16 protein-coding genes are annotated in these 16,106 nt (G+C 64.3%); 11 read left to right on the top strand and 5 right to left on the bottom strand.

All coding sequences use genetic code 11. The features are described from left to right. The first annotated feature begins 186 nt into the window (after positions 1–186). On the top strand, positions 187–1,656 hold the full coding sequence (locus EBN1_RS18275; protein ID WP_011239463.1) for a permease: 1,470 nt from the start codon (positions 187–189) through the stop codon (positions 1,654–1,656). Between the two features lie 2 nt (positions 1,657–1,658). Continuing rightward, positions 1,659–1,901, top strand: a complete 243-nt coding sequence (locus tag EBN1_RS18270; protein ID WP_011239462.1) for a thioredoxin family protein — start codon at positions 1,659–1,661, stop codon at positions 1,899–1,901. Positions 1,902–1,961: 60 nt separating this feature from the next. On the opposite strand, the gene EBN1_RS18265 is transcribed toward EBN1_RS18270, so the two are convergent. From EBN1_RS18265 to EBN1_RS18255, 3 genes are read right to left on the bottom strand one after another with little or no spacing between them, the layout of a single operon-like run. Further along, positions 1,962–3,302 carry a sigma-54-dependent transcriptional regulator gene (locus EBN1_RS18265; protein WP_011239461.1) on the bottom strand — a complete coding sequence of 447 codons (1,341 nt, stop codon included), beginning with the start codon at positions 3,300–3,302 and terminating at the stop codon, positions 1,962–1,964. Beyond that, a complete protein-coding gene (locus tag EBN1_RS18260; protein WP_011239460.1) occupies positions 3,289–4,737 on the bottom strand; it encodes a sensor histidine kinase in 1,449 nt (482 codons plus the stop codon). Before EBN1_RS18260 ends, EBN1_RS18265 begins: the two co-directional genes overlap by 14 nt. Further along, the gene (locus tag EBN1_RS18255) at positions 4,734–5,612 is read right to left on the bottom strand and encodes a substrate-binding domain-containing protein (RefSeq protein ID WP_041646578.1); all 879 of its coding nucleotides are present in this window, start codon (positions 5,610–5,612) and stop codon (positions 4,734–4,736) included. Before EBN1_RS18255 ends, EBN1_RS18260 begins: the two co-directional genes overlap by 4 nt. A gap of 310 nt (positions 5,613–5,922) precedes the next feature. On the opposite strand from EBN1_RS18255, the gene EBN1_RS18250 reads away from it, so the two are divergent. Genes EBN1_RS18250 through EBN1_RS18210 form a run of 9 tightly spaced genes read left to right on the top strand, consistent with a single transcriptional unit; the run spans position 5,923 to position 14,167 of the window. Then, on the top strand, positions 5,923–6,633 hold the full coding sequence (locus EBN1_RS18250) for a 4Fe-4S dicluster domain-containing protein (RefSeq protein ID WP_011239457.1): 711 nt from the start codon (positions 5,923–5,925) through the stop codon (positions 6,631–6,633). A 10-nt stretch (positions 6,634–6,643) separates the two neighbouring features. Then, on the top strand, positions 6,644–7,495 hold the full coding sequence (nrfD, locus tag EBN1_RS18245; protein WP_011239456.1) for an NrfD/PsrC family molybdoenzyme membrane anchor subunit: 852 nt from the start codon (positions 6,644–6,646) through the stop codon (positions 7,493–7,495). 24 nt (positions 7,496–7,519) lie between these two features. Next, a complete protein-coding gene (locus EBN1_RS18240) occupies positions 7,520–10,153 on the top strand; it encodes a molybdopterin-dependent oxidoreductase (protein ID WP_011239455.1) in 2,634 nt (877 codons plus the stop codon). A 12-nt stretch (positions 10,154–10,165) separates the two neighbouring features. Continuing rightward, complete coding sequence (locus EBN1_RS18235) at positions 10,166–11,002, top strand: TorD/DmsD family molecular chaperone (RefSeq protein ID WP_011239454.1); 837 nt, start codon at positions 10,166–10,168, stop codon at positions 11,000–11,002. 17 nt (positions 11,003–11,019) lie between these two features. Beyond that, positions 11,020–11,472 carry a DUF309 domain-containing protein gene (locus EBN1_RS18230; RefSeq protein ID WP_011239453.1) on the top strand — a complete coding sequence of 151 codons (453 nt, stop codon included), beginning with the start codon at positions 11,020–11,022 and terminating at the stop codon, positions 11,470–11,472. Next, positions 11,469–12,158 (top strand): HisA/HisF-related TIM barrel protein, encoded by a 690-nt coding sequence (locus EBN1_RS18225; RefSeq protein ID WP_011239452.1) that lies wholly within the window; start codon positions 11,469–11,471, stop codon positions 12,156–12,158. Before EBN1_RS18230 ends, EBN1_RS18225 begins: the two co-directional genes overlap by 4 nt. Then, positions 12,155–12,625, top strand: a complete 471-nt coding sequence (locus EBN1_RS18220; protein WP_041646577.1) for a hypothetical protein — start codon at positions 12,155–12,157, stop codon at positions 12,623–12,625. Before EBN1_RS18225 ends, EBN1_RS18220 begins: the two co-directional genes overlap by 4 nt. Further along, positions 12,622–13,749, top strand: coding sequence for an NADH-quinone oxidoreductase subunit I (locus tag EBN1_RS18215; protein ID WP_011239450.1), 1,128 nt, complete (start codon positions 12,622–12,624; stop codon positions 13,747–13,749). Before EBN1_RS18220 ends, EBN1_RS18215 begins: the two co-directional genes overlap by 4 nt. A gap of 25 nt (positions 13,750–13,774) precedes the next feature. Next, complete coding sequence (locus EBN1_RS18210; RefSeq protein WP_011239449.1) at positions 13,775–14,167, top strand: hypothetical protein; 393 nt, start codon at positions 13,775–13,777, stop codon at positions 14,165–14,167. Positions 14,168–14,205: 38 nt separating this feature from the next. Here the strand turns inward: EBN1_RS18210 and EBN1_RS18205 are convergent, their stop codons facing one another. Both EBN1_RS18205 and EBN1_RS18200 read right to left on the bottom strand, forming a co-directional pair. Beyond that, entirely contained in the window at positions 14,206–15,192 is a 987-nt protein-coding gene (locus EBN1_RS18205; protein WP_041646576.1) for a tyrosine-type recombinase/integrase, read from the bottom strand. Between the two features lie 382 nt (positions 15,193–15,574). Continuing rightward, positions 15,575–16,057, bottom strand: a complete 483-nt coding sequence (locus tag EBN1_RS18200; protein WP_041646575.1) for a membrane protein — start codon at positions 16,055–16,057, stop codon at positions 15,575–15,577. Positions 16,058–16,106: the final 49 nt, after the last annotated feature.

Here is a 16,106-nt window from a genome sequence, read left to right as displayed (position 1 = left end):
GGGCGCAGGTATGCTCCACGTCAAGCAGGTCTGTCGAACCGCCCTCAATTTCATTCTGGAAGGCGCATTGGCGTCCAACTCGCGCTGTGTTCGCCGCCTTGTCGTCGACCGGCGAGTTCGGTAGCGTTCAGTCAAAAGTGAAGTTGATCGCAGTCCGGGCGGCAAGCCTTCGCCGGAGTTCGTGTCATGGACAACATGCTTTCCTGGGTTCTTCCTGTTTTCTACGGCGGGCTGGGCAATCTGGCCGCCTATCTCGCAGCACACGTGCTGCTGTGCCTGCTGCCGGCCTTCTTCATTGCCGGGGCGATGGCGGCGCTGATCCCGAAAGAGACCGTCACCCGCTTCCTCGGGCGCAACTCGCCGAAAGCCGTATCCTATCCGGCGGCAGCGGCGGCTGGCTCGCTACTGGCGGTGTGCTCCTGCACCATCGTTCCGCTGTTCGCGGGCATCTACAAGAAGGGTGCGGGCCTCGGGCCGGCGATCACCTTCCTGTTCTTCGCCCCGGCGGCCAACATTCTGGCGCTGGTCTACACCGGCGGCATCATCGGACCGGACCTGGCGATTGCGCGCTTCGTGCTGTCGCTGATCTTCGGCATTGGCATCGGGCTGATCATGGCGCTGATCTTTCGCGCCGATGATGCCGCGCACGATCTGGCCACGGACAGTCCGTTCGCCGCCCAGGGCGAGGGCATGGGGCGCATGGCGCTGGTGTTCCTGTTCGTCTGGGTTGCGCTGCTGCTCGCGGGCACGTTGAAGCTCGGCGTGCTGACCGGCACCTACGTTCATCTCGACCTGCCGCTCGGTGATGCGCAGGCCTGGCAGGGCGTGCTCGATCGACTTGTCCCCTACGACGCGGCGAAGGGCGAGGAGGGCGTGTCGGTGCAGGGCGTGGTACTGATCGCGCTGCTGGCCTCGATCGGCTTCAGCGCCTGGCGTGGGCTGGAGAACATCCAGGACGGACCCAATGCCTGGACGTGGGTCAGTCTCGTGTTGATTGCGGTAACGCTGCTGGTGGCCGCGCTGTCGGTGCAGGCAGTGCCCGAGGGCTTGCGTGTGGGGGTGACTGGCAAGTTCTTTGCGGTCGCCATCAGTCTGGCAGCACTGTATGCGATCGCACGACACCGCCTGTCTGAACAGCAACTGGGCGACTGGCTGTGGGAGTCGTGGCGCTTCGTGAAGCAGATCTTCCCGCTGCTGGTGATTGGCGTGTTCATCGTCGGCATGATCCGCATGCTGATTCGCCCGGAATGGATCGAGATGGTGGCGGGCACCAACTCCGCCGCCGGCAACTTCGCCGGCGTCGCGTTCGGCGTGTTCATGTACTTTCCCACCCTGGTGGAAGTGCCGATTGCGAAAATGTTCCTCGACCTCGGCATGCACCGCGGGCCGCTGCTCGCCTACTTGATGTCGGACCCCGAACTGTCGCTGCAGAGCATCCTGATCATCTCGGCCATCATCGGTCGCCGGAAAACCTTCACCTACGTCGGCCTGGTGGCGCTGTTCAGCGCGGTAGCCGGGCTCACCTACGGCGCCTGGATCGACGGTGCGCCGCTGCTTTCGCTCGCCCTGTATCTGGCGGGCTTCATCGCCGTGCTGGCAGTGCTGCTGTCACTGGTCCGCCGTCACGCAACCCCGTCCCCACTGAAAGGAGTCTGATCATGCTCAGCATCAAGGTTCTCGGCCCCGGCTGCGCCAACTGCCGCAAGCTCGAGGAAGTCGCACGCGAGGCGGTTGCCGCCACCGGTGTGGAGGCGGAGATCGCCAAGGTCACCGACATGCAGCAGATCATCGCCTACGACGTGCTGAAGACGCCGGGGCTGGTGATCAACGATAAGCTTGTGTCGTCCGGGCGCATCCCGACGCCCGCGAGCGTTGCCGAGTGGATCCGGGCTGCCGCGTAAGTCCTGAGGAAAGGTCTTGCCCAGGATGATGCGCCGCGCTCACTCAGTGAGGTGGTCGCGTCACGCCTGAAGCCCGAGGCGACGCAGTTTTTCCCACAGCGTCTTGCGCGTAATGCCGAGCGCCTCGGCAGTGCGGGTCATGTGGCCGCCGTGCTGCTCGAGGACCATGTGCAGGTAATCGCGTTCGCAATCCATCAGGTAGTCGGCCAGCGGACGTGAAGGCGGGGGTTGGTCAGGACCTGCGTCCAGTCCTTCGCCGAAGAACGCGTCGGCCCCGAGGAGCGGGCCAGGGGACAGGATGCAGGCGCGCTCGACCGCATGCTTCAGTTCGCGGACGTTTCCCGGCCACGCATAGCGGGTGAGTGCTTCCTCGGTGCGCGGGTCGATGCGCCGCTTTTCCTCGGGGTGGGCGCGATTGAAAGCGTCAACGAAGTGATGCACGAACCAGGGAATGTCTTCCCGGCGTTCGCGCAACGGCGGAATGCGCAGGTGAATGACGTGGATGCGGTAGTAGAGATCGTCGCGAAAGCGGCCTTCGTCGACCATTGCCCGGAGATCGCAATGCGTCGCACAGACCAGGTGGAACTCGACGGCGAGCGGGGCTTCGCCGCCCAGGCGCTGCAGCCTGTGTTCCTGCAGCACGCGCAGCAGCTTGGCCTGCATCGACAGGGGCATATCGCCGATTTCATCGAGGAACACGGTGCCTCCGCCTGCCTGCTCGAAATAGCCCCGCCTCGCCTTGGTCGCGCCGGTGAACGCACCCTTCTCGTAGCCGAACAGTTCCGCCTCGAGGAGGGTGTCCGGTATGGCGGCGCAATTGACGGCGACGAACGGTGCCTGCGGACCGGCAGCGTAGCGGTGGAACAGGCGCGCCACGTGTTCCTTGCCGACGCCCGACTCCCCGGTGATGAGCAGGCTGTCGGCGTGGCGGGCGAGGCGGGGCAGCGATTCGGCGATCCGTCGCATCGCGGGTGACACGCCCAGGACTTCTGCACTCGCCAAGGGTTGTCTCGCCCCGTAGCCCTCGGCCAGCGCATGCACTTTGGCGATCAGCGCATCCGGGTCGAAGGGCTTGGTGATGTAGTCTGCGGCGCCGGCCTTGATCAGTTCGACAGCGCGATCGATGCTGCCGAAGGCGGTCATGAACAGGAAGGGTGGCAGCATAGGCACCGATGCGAGCAGATCGAGGAACAGCTCGCCACCGTTGCAGTCGGGCAGCCGGATATCGCTGATGACCACCGCGTGGCGGTGCGCGGCAAGCGCAGCCCTGGCTTCGACGCCGGTACGGCACCAATCGACATCGAAGCCTTCGAGCCGAAAGCGGTCGGTGAGGGATTCGCCGATGATCTCGTCGTCCTCGATCAGACAGAGCCTCGACCGCGTCTCGTTAGGATTTGCCATAGGGAATCTCGATGGTGAACGTCGTGGCGCCGGGTTCGCTTTCAACCGCTATTTCGCCGTTGAGCTGTCGGGTGATCTGATACACGATCCACAGCCCCAGGCCGTGTCCGGTCTCCCTCCCGGTCGCGAAGGGCTCGAACAGATAGGCCATTTCCCGCTGCTCGATATGCGCGCCGTCGTTGAAGACGGCGAGCGTCAGCTGCTGTGGCGAGCTGTAGGCATTGAGGCGCACCGTGCCGCCTTCGCCCGCCGCTGCGACCGCGTTGAGCAGCAGATTGAGCACGATCTGCCGCAGCAGGGTCGCCGGGAGCGGAACAGGTTCGGCAATGCGCCCGTCGACGACCATGCGCACGGCCTGCGCATGGGCTTCGGCTTCGACCAGAATCACCAGGTCGTCGATGTCCTCGGGAGCGAAGAAGCGGTCTTCGACTTTCGCTTCCACAAGCAGGGCGCTGACGGTGTTGCGGATCTGCGTCAGCCCGCGCTGCAGCAGCGACAGCGTGCGCTCGGCGCGCTGCGGATCCGCCCCGTGGCGCTGAAAAGTATTGATCGCCGTGAGCATGCCGGTGAGGGGATTGTTGATCTCGTGTGCGATGCCGGCAGTCAGTCGACCGATCGCTGCGAGCCGCTCCGAGCTGAGCATCTGCCGTTCCATCTCCTGCTTGACCTGCATCTCCGCCACCATGCGGCGAAAGGCTTCACCGAGCTGGCCGATCTCGTCGCCGCTGCGCGGAAGGTCCGCGAGCCGGGCCGCCTCGAGCTCGAGCGGGATCTGCTTCATCGCTCCCGCCAGGCGCAGCAGGGGCTGCGCGGTGCGTCGCGCCCACATCCAGGACACCGGGAGGAGGATGAGAAGCACCACCAGGGTGACCCACGCTGCCCGCCCGACCTGGCCGAGGAAACGGGGAAGCAGCGCCGGCTGGGCGTAGGCGAGGATGACGTGGCCGAGCGCGACGCCGTCCGCGATCAGTGGGGTCATGATGAAGAACAGCGGGCTGTCGGCAGACTCGAGGATGCGCTGATCGGCCGGACTGCCGCGCGAGATTTCGGCGCGCAACAAGCCGTAGGCCCCACCCGGCGCCGCAGCGCTGGTGCCGATGGGAAACGCGCGCGGCCGGGTCGACACGAAGACGCGATAATCCGCATCCGTCACCAGTACGACCAGCGCCTGCAGTTCCGGGGCGGCGGGGTTGGGCTCATGAGCCGACTGCAGGATCTCGTAGGCACGCCAGATGTCGTCGTGCAGCACCGGCATGACGAGCGTATGCGCCAGCACCCGTCCCATGCTGCGCGCGTGGCCTTCGAGGTTCTGGCGCACGATGTCATAGTCGCGCGCGACCAGCGCGACCGTGACTGCGAGCGCCGTGCCCAGGACTGCCGCCACGACGCGCAGCGGAATCTTCCAGCGCAGTGACAGGTCGCCGAGCGTCTTCATGGATTTTTCACGCGCGCGGCCATGCGTGCAATCTCGTCGAACAGCTCCGGTTTGCCCGGGATGAAGCCGTCGAGGCGCAGGCGATGGAGCAGGTCCATGCCTTCGGGATCGACCGCCATGTCCAGCAGGACGCCGCGAAAGCGTGCCAGTTCGACTGCCGGAATGTCCGACCGGGCGACGAAAGGCGGGTAACCGAGCGGCGGCGAGCGCTCGATCACGCGCGTGCTCCGGGTAAGGTCCGGGTGCAATTCGACGAGCGTCTCCCAGACATAGCCGTCGACTGCCCCGCCGTCGGCCAATGCGATGCCGACTGCCTCGACCACCTTGCGATGCGCCCACGTGAAGAAACTGCGCGAGAAGAAATTGTCGGGATTTTCGCCTTGCGTGGTGAGCAGGTAGCGCGGGTAGAGATAGCCTGAATTCGAGTCGGGGTCGGAGTAGGCGAATACCTTGCCACGCAGCTCGGCGAGCGTCGTCGTTCGGGCGTCGTCGGCTGGCACGATGAGGTAGGACTGGTAGCAGGGCTCGCCCCGCCACAGCGGCACTGCCACCAGCTTCAGTTCCTGGCGGTGGCGCACATAGGGATAACCGCACACCCAGGCGAAATCGAGTTTGCCGGAGCGAAGCAGATCGATGACTTCGCGATAGCTGCCGCGCTGGACAAACACGACGGTGCGCCCCAGCTTCACCTCCAGCCAGCGTCTCCACTGGCTCAGGAAACTCATCTGGTCGTCGAGAAAGACCGGTGTCAGGCCGATGCGCACCGGGAAGTCTGCAGCATGGGCGGGCAGCGCCGTCAGTGCTGCCAAAGCGCCGACGTCTCGCAGGAATGCGCGCCGGCCGCAGGCTTCGAGAAGGGCAACGTCTCGGTCCATGGCGACGATGATAGGCGCCGATCCTGCGTCCTGTCAGCAGGTGCGGAGGGCGCCGTTACGCAGCGGTAACAGCTTGCAGCGCAGCAATCGACAGCGATGTTACGGCGCTGTAACGCCGGCAGCCGGGGCGGCGGGGCGGTGGTTTTCGCAATCCCTTGCACGCCATGGCCTTTCGCCTATTTCCCTGTTCATGGTCCGGTTATTGCACATGTTCAAGCGTGGAGGGAGGCGTTCACGGCCAAGCGATCGCGAGCCGTGAATCGCCATCTCGAACGCGGAGCACGCGGCGGCATTCAACGGAGGTGAAAGCATGAGTGAAGAACTCAGGGTCTCGCCGATCGAGACCAGGGAGGTGCCGGGCAAGCGCCGGTTCGCGATGGTGGTCGACACGCGTCGCTGCATCGGCTGCATGGCCTGCCAGGTGGCGTGCAAGGCTGAGTACGACACCCCGCTCGGGGTCAATCGCACCTGGGTGCCGTACAAGGTGGTCGGCAAGTACCCCAACGTGAAGAAGCACTTCCTGCCGCGGCTGTGCAACCACTGCGACGATCCGCCCTGCGTCCGCAGCTGCCCGGTGGAGGCCACCTTCAAGGTGGACGACGGCGGCTTCGTGCTGCAACGCTACGAGCGCTGCATCGGCTGCCGTAGCTGCATGGCGGCCTGCCCCTACAACGCGCGCTTCATGCTGCCCTCGCACCGGACCTACACGCCGATCACCAAGGTGGTCGACAAATGCACCTTCTGCTTCCATCGCGTCACCCAGAACCTGGTGCCGGCCTGCGTGCAGACCTGCATCGGGCGCTCGCGCATCTTCGGCGACCTCAACGATCCCAACAGCGAGGTTTCGTATCTGGTGGCGACCCACGCCACCCAGGTGCTGCGCCCCGAGGAAGGAACCAAGCCGCACGTCTTCTACATCGGCGCCGATCGCAATGCGACCGAGTTCCCGCGCGACGCCTACCGCCAACCCGAGGTGATGGAGCAGGAGCGCACCGCGTTCAAGCGCCACTTCGACATCTGAGGAGACAACCATGGGTGACTACGTCTGGTTCCACGATGTGTCGTGGCACGCGACCTACGCGATCTACTTCTTCGTCATCGGCATCGTCGCCGGCCTGGCTTTCCTGTCCTTCCTGTCGTGGCACGACGAAGCGCTCAGGCCGATCCGCGCGAGTGCGGCCTGGGGCGCGCTCGCCCTGCTCGTGATCGGCGGCGTGCTGCTGATCGTGGATCTGTCCCAGCCGCTGCGCTTTCTCAACATCCTCAATCCCTTCTATCTCAACTTCGGCTCGCCGCTGGCCTGGGGGGCGCTGAACATCGTCGCCTTCGGCATCGCGCTGGTGGCCTATCTGTTCGTGCTGCGCCGGGGCGGGGGCGGCAGGTGGCTGGCGGCAATCGCGGCGCTGCTGGCGCTCGGCCTGCCGATCTACACCGGCTTCGACCTCACGGTGCATCAGTCGCGGCCGGTGTGGAACACCCCGATCATGCCGGTGCTGTTCGTTGCGATGGCAATAGCATCGGGCTCCGCAGTGGCGTCCCTGCTGGCTGGCAGCAACGCTGCGACCCAGGCCACGCTGCGCCAGTACCTGCTGTGGTCGACCGGCGCGGTCGGCGTGATGCTGGTGTCCATCCTCGGCACGACCCACTACGGCGGCTCGGCGCAGGAGCTGACTTACCTGATCCTCACGACTGGCACGATGGGACTGATCTTCGTCGGGATCGGCATCGTTGCCGGCACCGCAGCGCCGATCGCGCTGCTGCTCGCGCCTTTCGGCCGCCAGCAGTTCGGTGTGGTGCTGGCCGGCCTGCTCGTGCTCGCGGGCGGGGCGGCGCTGCGTTACGCGCTGCTGATGGGCCCCCAACAGTTGCAGACCCTGTACTGACCGGCCAGGCAAGGAGATCTCGAAATGGACTTCCCGAAAATCACCCGCCGCACCTTCCTGCAGGTCAGTGCCGGCACCACGGCCGCGGCAGCCGCCGCACCCCGATTGCTGCACGCAATGGAAAACGAACTGGGGGGCAAGGATTTCAACCCGGCCAACGCCGCCGAGCGCAAGGCGATCCCGGTGAACTGCCATGTCTGCAACATCCAGGACGGCGCCATCGCCTACGTCGAAAACGATCGCGTCGTGAAACTCGAAGGCAATCCGGAACACGTCTCGACGCGCGGCCGCCTGTGCGCCAAGGGCAATTCCGGTATGTGGTACAGCTACGACCCCGATCGCATCCTGTATCCGCTCAAGCGGATCGGGGCACGCGGCGAGGGCAAGTGGAAGCGCATCACCTGGGACGAAGCGCTCACCGAGGTCGCCGGGAAGCTCGATGCCGCGCTGAAGGAAGACCCCAACACGATCATGCTGAAGTGGGGGCGCAACCGCACCGGCGGCACACTCGAGCGTTTCATGAAGACGCTCGGCTCGGCGACCGTGCTCAATCACACCTCGGTGTGCGAATCGTCAAAGAAAGTTGGCCAGGAGCCGACCTGGGGGCCGGACATCGAAACGCCCGACTTCGCCAACGCCAAGTACGTGCTGAACTTCGGCTCCAACATCCTCGAGGCGGCCTACTTCCACAATCCGTTGTCCCAGCGCGTGACCGAAGGCCGGGTGGACAACCACATGAAGATCGTCACCTTCGATGTGCGCCTGTCGAACACCGCCGGTTTCTCGGACGAGTGGATTCCGGTGTTCCCCGCCACCGACGGCGCGGTGGCGCTGGCGATCGGCCACGTGATCCTGCGCGAGGACCTGCAGGACAGCGAGTTCATCGACACCTGGACCAACGTCACGGTCGATGAACTGAAGGCGCACTACGCGCAATACACCCCGGAGTGGGCATCGAAGATCTCCGGCGTGCCGGTGCAGACGATCGAGCGCATCGCGCGCGAGTTCGCCACCACCAAGCCGGCGACGCTGTTCACCTACCGTGGCCCGGCCAAGCACCTGTACGGCTCGTACAACGAAAAGGCCTGCATGATGCTGCCGATCATCACCGGCAACGTGGAGAAGCGTGGCGGCTACTGTCTGCCGCGCGGCATGGGCTGGCCGCAGCCGATGCCGCAGCCGCCGGGACCGACGCAGGATTCAGTGCTCGCGCACCCTCCCGAGTATCCGCTCGCCGCGCACAAGGTCAGCCACCTGGTGCCGTTCTGGATTGCCGAGGGGCGGCAGAAGATCAACGTCGCCTTCACCTACCAGGACAACCCGGTCTACACCAACCCGGGCGCGCAGGCGGTGTGGGGCAAGCTGTACCGCGACGAGAAGCTGATCCCGTACTTCATCTCGATGAGCTCGCACATGGGTGAGGAGACGGCGCTGGCCGACATCATCCTGCCCGACTGCCCCTACCTCGAGCGCTGGGAGCCCGAGTCGATGCCGAACTCGCTGTGGCCGTGGCTGGGCATCCGCCAGCCGGTGCACAAGTCGCTCGGCGAATCGCGCGAGAACCGTGTTCTGCTGCGCGACATCATCTGGAAGCTCGACCCGGACGGCTCTCGCGGCATGAAACAGTTCTGGGAGTTCAAGGATGGCGAAGACTACATGCGCCACCACTTCGACAACGTGCCCGGGCTGAAGGAGGCGGGCGGGCTCGACTTTCTGAAGAAGCACGGCGTGTGGCCGATCTACGGCACGCTCGACCCCAGGACCGGCAAGGTCACCGACAAGACCGGGCGTGAGATCCAGGCCGAGTACAGCCTGTACAAGAAGGAACTGTCGGCCACCGACATGGAAGGCGCGATGGTGGACGCGCACGGACTGATCACGAAGAACGGCAAGGCGATCGGCATCCGCCGGAACGGCCGCGACTACGTGGGCTTCCCCACCGGCAACCGGCTGATCAACGTGCGCGTCGATGAGTGGGCCGAGTACGGTTTCAATCCGATGCCCACCTTCAAGCGCATCCCGTGGCACGAAACCATGAAGGACGACGAGATGATCCTGTCGACCTTCAAGCTCAACGTGCACAAGCAATCCCGCACGGCGGCGGTGAAGTGGCTGGCCGAGATCGCGCACAGCAACCCGGCCTGGATGAACCCGGAGACGGCGAAGAAGCTCGGCGTGAGGACCGGCGACCTGGTGCGGGTCGAGAGCTCGGTCGGCTATCTCGTCACCAAGGCCTACGTCACTGAAGGCATCCACCCGAAGGTGATCTCGATCGCGACCGGTTTCGGCCACTGGGAATATGGAAGGCTGGCGACGCTGAAGCTGAAGGACAAGCCGGCCTTCGGTGGCACCGATGATCCCGACCTCGACAACGTGTGGTGGGACGACCGCGGCGTGCATCCGAACGCGATCATCCCGGTAGTCGCGGATCCGATCGGCGGCTCACAGGGCTGGTACGACACCGTGGTGAAGGTCAGCAAGGCAGGACCGGACGACAAGTACGGCGACATCCAGGGCGACTGGGACAAGCATTACGCGGCCTACAAGGAAACCATGCGCTACGCGTACACCGGGGACCTGCATCGCAGGATGCACCCCGAGATGGCGGCCTGGGCGGGGCCGGAAAGCGTGAAGCCCAAGGCGTCCGGCGGACACTGAACAGGAGCCACCATGCTGAAAACCTTGCTTGCGATCGAAGACGACGGCGTATCGGCCGACTTCGCCGGACCACGCCTTTTGCCCGCTGAGCTGGGCGCCGAGTGTGCGGCCCGCGCGGATGTGTATCGGTTGCTGGCGGGCGCTTTCGTCGAGGAACCGGGGCCGTCGTTCGTGCAGGCGATGCGCCGGCCGGAGGTGCTGCAAAGCCTTGCCGGCGTGGGGGTGCGATTCGATGTGGATTTCACCTTGCCGGACACCGAGTCCCTGGTCGAGCGTCTGGCGTGCGAATACACGACGCTGTTCGCGGCGACCGGTGGCTTTCCACCGGTCGAGTCGGTGCGGCTGACCGGACGCTACAGGCAGGACCCGCATTTCAAGGTCGGGCAGACCTACGCGAAGTGGGGTTTCGCGTTGCACAAGGGCCGCTTCGAGGTGTTTCCGGACCAGCTCGGAGTCGAGCTCATGTTCGTTGCCGAGCTGCTGGAGCGCTGCAGCCTGGCCCTCGCGCGCGGCGATGAGGCCGATTACCGGCGTTTGGAACGCGAGGTGAAGCGCTTCTGGACGCAGCACCTGGGGCGCTGGGTGCGCGGCTATGCGCGCTTGATCGAGCAGGCAGCCGAGCACTCGTTCTATCGCGAGATGGCGCGTTTCCTGGGTGGGTTCGCGGACGAGGAAATCGCGGCGATGGGGTTGCGCATCGACGATCTCGACCACGGTCGGGCAGTCGTGCCGAAGGCCGAGATCCGGGTGGAGTTCAACCCCGACGAGCCCGTCTGCAACAGTTGCGAAGGGGCACCAACGGGCCCGAGCCGTGCGGCCCCCGTGCATACGCTTCACGACCTGCGTTGACGGCGAGGGACCCGACCATGCTGCTCGATCTTCAAACCCGACCCATTCTTGCGCCCGATCGCCAGGTGCTGTCGGAAATCGACTGGACGGAAGTCGCTGCGCTGTGGAACGGCAACGAACTCTGCGCACTGCACGACCTGCTCAATGAACGCTGGTCGAGATTGATCCGCAACTGCGTGCTGGGCACGCGTGACCCCGAGGCCGAGTTTCTGCAGGGGCTTGCGTTTGCCACGCTTGCGCTGTTCTTCACGCAGAACCACAACCAGGAGGGCGCGCTGCTGTTGCTGGACAATGCGCTCGTGGTGCTCGGCAAGTACCGGCCGCACTTTCTGGGTGTGCAGATCGATCCGATCATCGGCTCGCTCCAGGAACTACGCCCGCTGATCGCATCGCTGCCAGCGGCCGGCGAGAACCCTATGTTTCCCTTTGTTTACGCGAAGTTCGAGCACAATGGAGAGCTGCCGTCATGATCCGATGCGCATGCCTTGTCGGCGCCTCCGAGACTCCGCCCGATGTCGATGCAGAGGTGTTCGTCATCGATGGAGATGCCGTTGGCGCTCGGCTCGCCTCGGCCGTCGCAATCATCCTGCCCGCTGAAGGCGAGGCGCGGGCAAGTGAGCTGCTCGCCGCCGGCGCTCGGCGGGTGTTGCTCGGAGAGGCCGCGCTGCGCGACGCGGAACTTGTTCCAAGGCTCGTTGCGCGGTTTGGCGCCGAGCGGATCGGTGTTTTCGTTCCCGCGCGTCGCATGGAGGTCGCATGGTCATTCGACATGGTATCGAATGCCGATTTTCGCGTCGTGACGCCATCGCTGTGCGAAGCGGGCTGGGAGATCCTGCGCGCCGACGACAGTGCAACGGATATCCGGGCGAACTGGTGGCTCGGCGAGATGAAGAAGCGCGGCGTCTCGATCGCGCTCGTGCAGGTCGACATCGTCGATGACACCGATCTCAACCTGTGCGCAGGCCTGGTAGAGGATCTGGGCGAACGTCTGTGGATTGCGCCGCGTCGGCAATCCGAACCGGCGCTCGCCGACTGGGTGGCATACGGCAAGGCGGCGCAGATTGCGCTGTCGCCAAGTCTCTTTGCGCGACGTGCCGAGTTGCTGCCGGCCGTGTCGCCGTCCGACGCCGTCTCACCTGCTGTCGAGGACGCATGACCATGCGGGCGAAATTCATCATTCATGCCCTGATCGTCGCCACTTTCATCGGCGTTACCGCGCCCGCTCAGGCGGCGGCAAGCCTGCGCAACGAGACCCAGCTCAAGCTGGCATTGCGTGCCAGTCCCCCGTGTTGCGTGATCGATGCGCGCAGTGACGCGCAGCGACAATCCCGCGCGATCGCGGAAGCGTTGGTCTATCGCGAAGGCATCCGAATCGATCCGGTCGCCGCGGTCGTGGTGGTTGCCGATGATGATGCCAGGGCTCTGAGCGTGGCCGAAAAAATTGCCGCTGCCCACCCTGGCAAGACCGTTTTCGCGGTCGAGGGGGGTGTCGATGCCTGGGAGAGTGTCGTCAGTGCCATCAGCGCAGAGCCGCCGGGGGGGAGGGCGGTCCAGTTCGTCATACCGAAGAACACCTGCGAGCAGGGGCCGGCCTTGCAGCAACTACGGACGGCGCCCAAGTGAGCATCGCCTACCCTGAGTTTCGCGCCAGCCGCTGCACCCGCTACCGCTTTCGGTACAGCGAATGCCGACGTTGTACGGCGGCCTGTCCTCACGAGGCGATTATCCTCTCCGACGAGGGCGTCACCATCGACTCTGTTCGCTGCCAGAACTGCGCGCTGTGCGTGACGGCCTGTCCCACCGATGCTTTGGCAAGTGGCGGTTTCAAGCCGATGGACATGTTGCGGCAGGCGATTCGACAGGATCGTTTCACGATCGCCTGCGCGCCTTCCGGCGCCGTCGCCGTCGCCGACGCCGACGCGGTCGTACCCTGCCTTGGTGCGGTGGATGCGGGCAGCCTGGCGTATCTGGCGAAACGCCGAATTCCGGTGACGATGCGCGGCGCGAGTCATTGCGGCGAGTGCGCGCACGGTGCACGGGGCGCTGCGCAGCTCGCGCTCAATCTGGAGGCCTGCGAGGTTCTGACAAAAGCGGCTGGAACAGCGGATGCCCGCGCTGACTGGGTCGCCCCGGAGGTGGAGTCTGGAAATACATCGCCGCCGACCATCGAGAGAGGCAGCAGCTTCGCGGCGAGCCGTCGACAATGGTTCCGCCGCCTGGTCGGTCGCGGGGCGGACGAGCTGGCTCAGGCGACTGAACCCACCTCATCTTCGCTGCCTACACCCGACAAGGCGATACGACCGGGAGCGTACGCACTGCCCGAGCGCCGCGAACTGTTGCAGATCGTGTGCGAGCGCCGGGATGACCAGCCGTTTTCGGTCCCCCTTCACGAAGCGCTGCCACTGATGGCATTGTCGCTGCAGCCCGGTTGCACCACCTGCGAAGCCTGTTTTCGGGTTTGTCCGACGGGGGCAATCGAGATCGAGGAGTCGCCTGCCGACTGGCAACTCAAGTTCGACACCGACCGCTGCGTCGGGTGCGCCGTTTGTCTGGAGGTCTGTCAGCCGCGTGTGCTCGACGCCGATGTGAACTTCGACGCTCGGCCGGAACAGCCCGCCCGAGTGCTGCTGGCCAGGTCGAAGCAGCGCTGTTCGCGTTGCGACCGGCACTTCGTTTCGCATACCACACGGGAAACCTGTCCGATCTGTCGCGACGACGAGGACGCGTTCACCGCTATCTTTGGCTGAGCCCAGACACGGAGGAGGAGTCGTCATGGAATGGGAATTCACCGCAGAAGACGTCGTCAGGGCGAAGGTGAGGTACATGCTGGCGGATTTTCGGCGTGACCTTGGCGAGGAAATCCGCATGAACGTGGGCAGCAGCGACGGGTTGCAGTTTCAGCGCACGTTCAACCTGATCTACGATATGTGCTATGCGCTCGCTACCGGTCGCATACTTGAGGAGTTTCTCGCGCCATACGCTTACGACCCGCCTGCATGTGAATTTCTACGCGAGATCGAACCGCTCATGGCTGCCAACGTTGAGATGCTCGGCGCCATCCTGCAACGGATGATCATGGACGGAATGGAGGAGGGGATGGCCCTCGAGCAAGCAGTGGACGAAGCTGCGTTGCGGCATCGCGAGTTCGTTGCGCCAGTCCCTTAAGTTTTCGTCCAACTTCCGACGATTTCTGTGGTCGAGGTCTATTTTTCGCGAAAGGGAGAAGGCTTGCGTACCAGCGCCGTGTAGTACCTGGTCGATCGAGCTGCCCGATGACCGAGGTATTCGCCCACCAGCTCCGGCTGCTTGCCCTCCTCAAGCTCGTTGATGGCGAATGTGTTCCGCAAGGTCCTCGCTCCCCGACGCTTGATGAGGGTCGGGTCGATCCTGGCCTCTGCCAGCACTGCAGCGACTTGCCGATACACTGTCGCCGGGTGCAGTACTCCACCTGCCAGCTTGGCCGGGAACAGCAGTTCGCTTGGGATGGTCAGCTGCTTCCTGGTGGTCATCCATTCCATCAGGATGGCCGCGGCAAAGACCGCGACCCGGGTTCGGTGTCGGCGTCCTGCCCCGGCCGGGTAAACATCAATGTAGAGGCTGCCGTCCTCCTGACGGGGGCCGACGCAGCCGTTGGTCAGTTTGATGACCTCGCTCACCTTCAGGCCACCGCCCAGAACCGTGGCGACGAGTGCCCGGTTCCGCGCGCCTTTCCATCCTTCAGGTTGTGGCAGGGCGGCCACCACGGCTTCCTGCTGGGCCTCGGTGAGCCATTGTGTCTTGTCGTTATACTGGTTGGACTTCGAGGGTTCCTTGATCGCCAACCCCCTGGCCGGGTTGCCGGGAACAATGCCCTTCGCCATCAAGTGGTCGAAGAGGCGCTCGAGGAGACGCACGTACCGGTTGCGGATGCCGCGCTTCAGTTCGTTCCTGGCGAGGAAAGTGTGAATGTCTTCAGCCTCCACGTCCCGCCAGGTTTTCAGCGGGCGTCCGTCTCCCCCGAGCAGGACCTCGCGGACGAACTTGCTCCCCATCGCCCGATATACGACGACCGAGGACGCTCGCAGCGGCTGCTGCGTCCCTGCCTTCGTTATCACGAAATCCGGGGCCATCAGCCAAGCGACAAGCGCTTCCTGCGGGGTGGTCAGCCACGCTTGGTCAGAATCGAAGAGAGAGGCACTCGGGGCAGTCATGGGCAATCGGGTCAACTCGGGCCGAAGTCCTATTCTAGGTCGTGCAAAGGCTTCGCAGGGAGCTCAGGGAGATGTTATGCGAATGGAAGCATGTTGATGCAATCATCAAAATGCAATTAACCATCCAGAAAGGACAGCAACGCTTTGAGGTTCCTCAAAAGGAAATTAGTCTTGCCGGACGGTTAATTGCATTCTGTTGTTGCAGCAAACTCTACTTTACTCACGCTCGGTCTGCACGGGAGCGCTCATGGCTCGCTGTATAGCCGGATTGCTCGTTGCTGAAATTGCACGTCTTCGACATCAAAGCCTACGCCCGGGCCACAACTCAGCCTGAGGGCTTGCGCCCGCTTCGCACCTGCCTTGGAGGCGCAGGTGCGCTGTTTTACCGGCCGGCTCGACAAGGTGGGATTGTGTGCGCTTCGGCGCTGGCCAGGACTGAAGCGATCAATGCGATCAGGGCGACGAGGTTGAGCGCGGCGCTTGCCGCATGGGAGTATTCCCACTGCGCTCGAAGCGCCATCCAGTCTTCAGGTAGTACCGTCCAGTTGCTTGTTGCCTGGTTGGTCGGAAATGTAAAGGTCCAGAACACGACTTGCGTCGCCAAAATACAGGCAAAGCCGACGAGAGCCAGCATGAATTCCTTGCGACGTTTACGAACCATGACTGTGAGGATGAGCGTCGACAGCAGCGCTCCGGCGACGACGAATCCGAGCAAAGCCCACCCTCTGTAGATTTGCTGCACCGTCAGGTAATCATCGCGGGTGAGACCGATCTTGTTGGGGAGTTCCAGCAAATGCGCAAGGGCCGGAGCCAGTGCCAGAGCGGCGAACAGAAGGCTGAAGAAACGTGCGCTGGCGAGACCCATGGTTCATTCTCTTGGTGATGGCGCCATGTCTGCGCTGTGCCTGCTCTGC

The sequence above is a fragment of the Aromatoleum aromaticum EbN1 genome (genome assembly GCF_000025965.1).
Taxonomy (GTDB): Bacteria; Pseudomonadota; Gammaproteobacteria; order Burkholderiales; family Rhodocyclaceae; genus Aromatoleum; species Aromatoleum aromaticum.
Note: the sequence above shows the minus strand (reverse complement) of the source record. Positions and strands in the feature narration are given on the sequence as shown.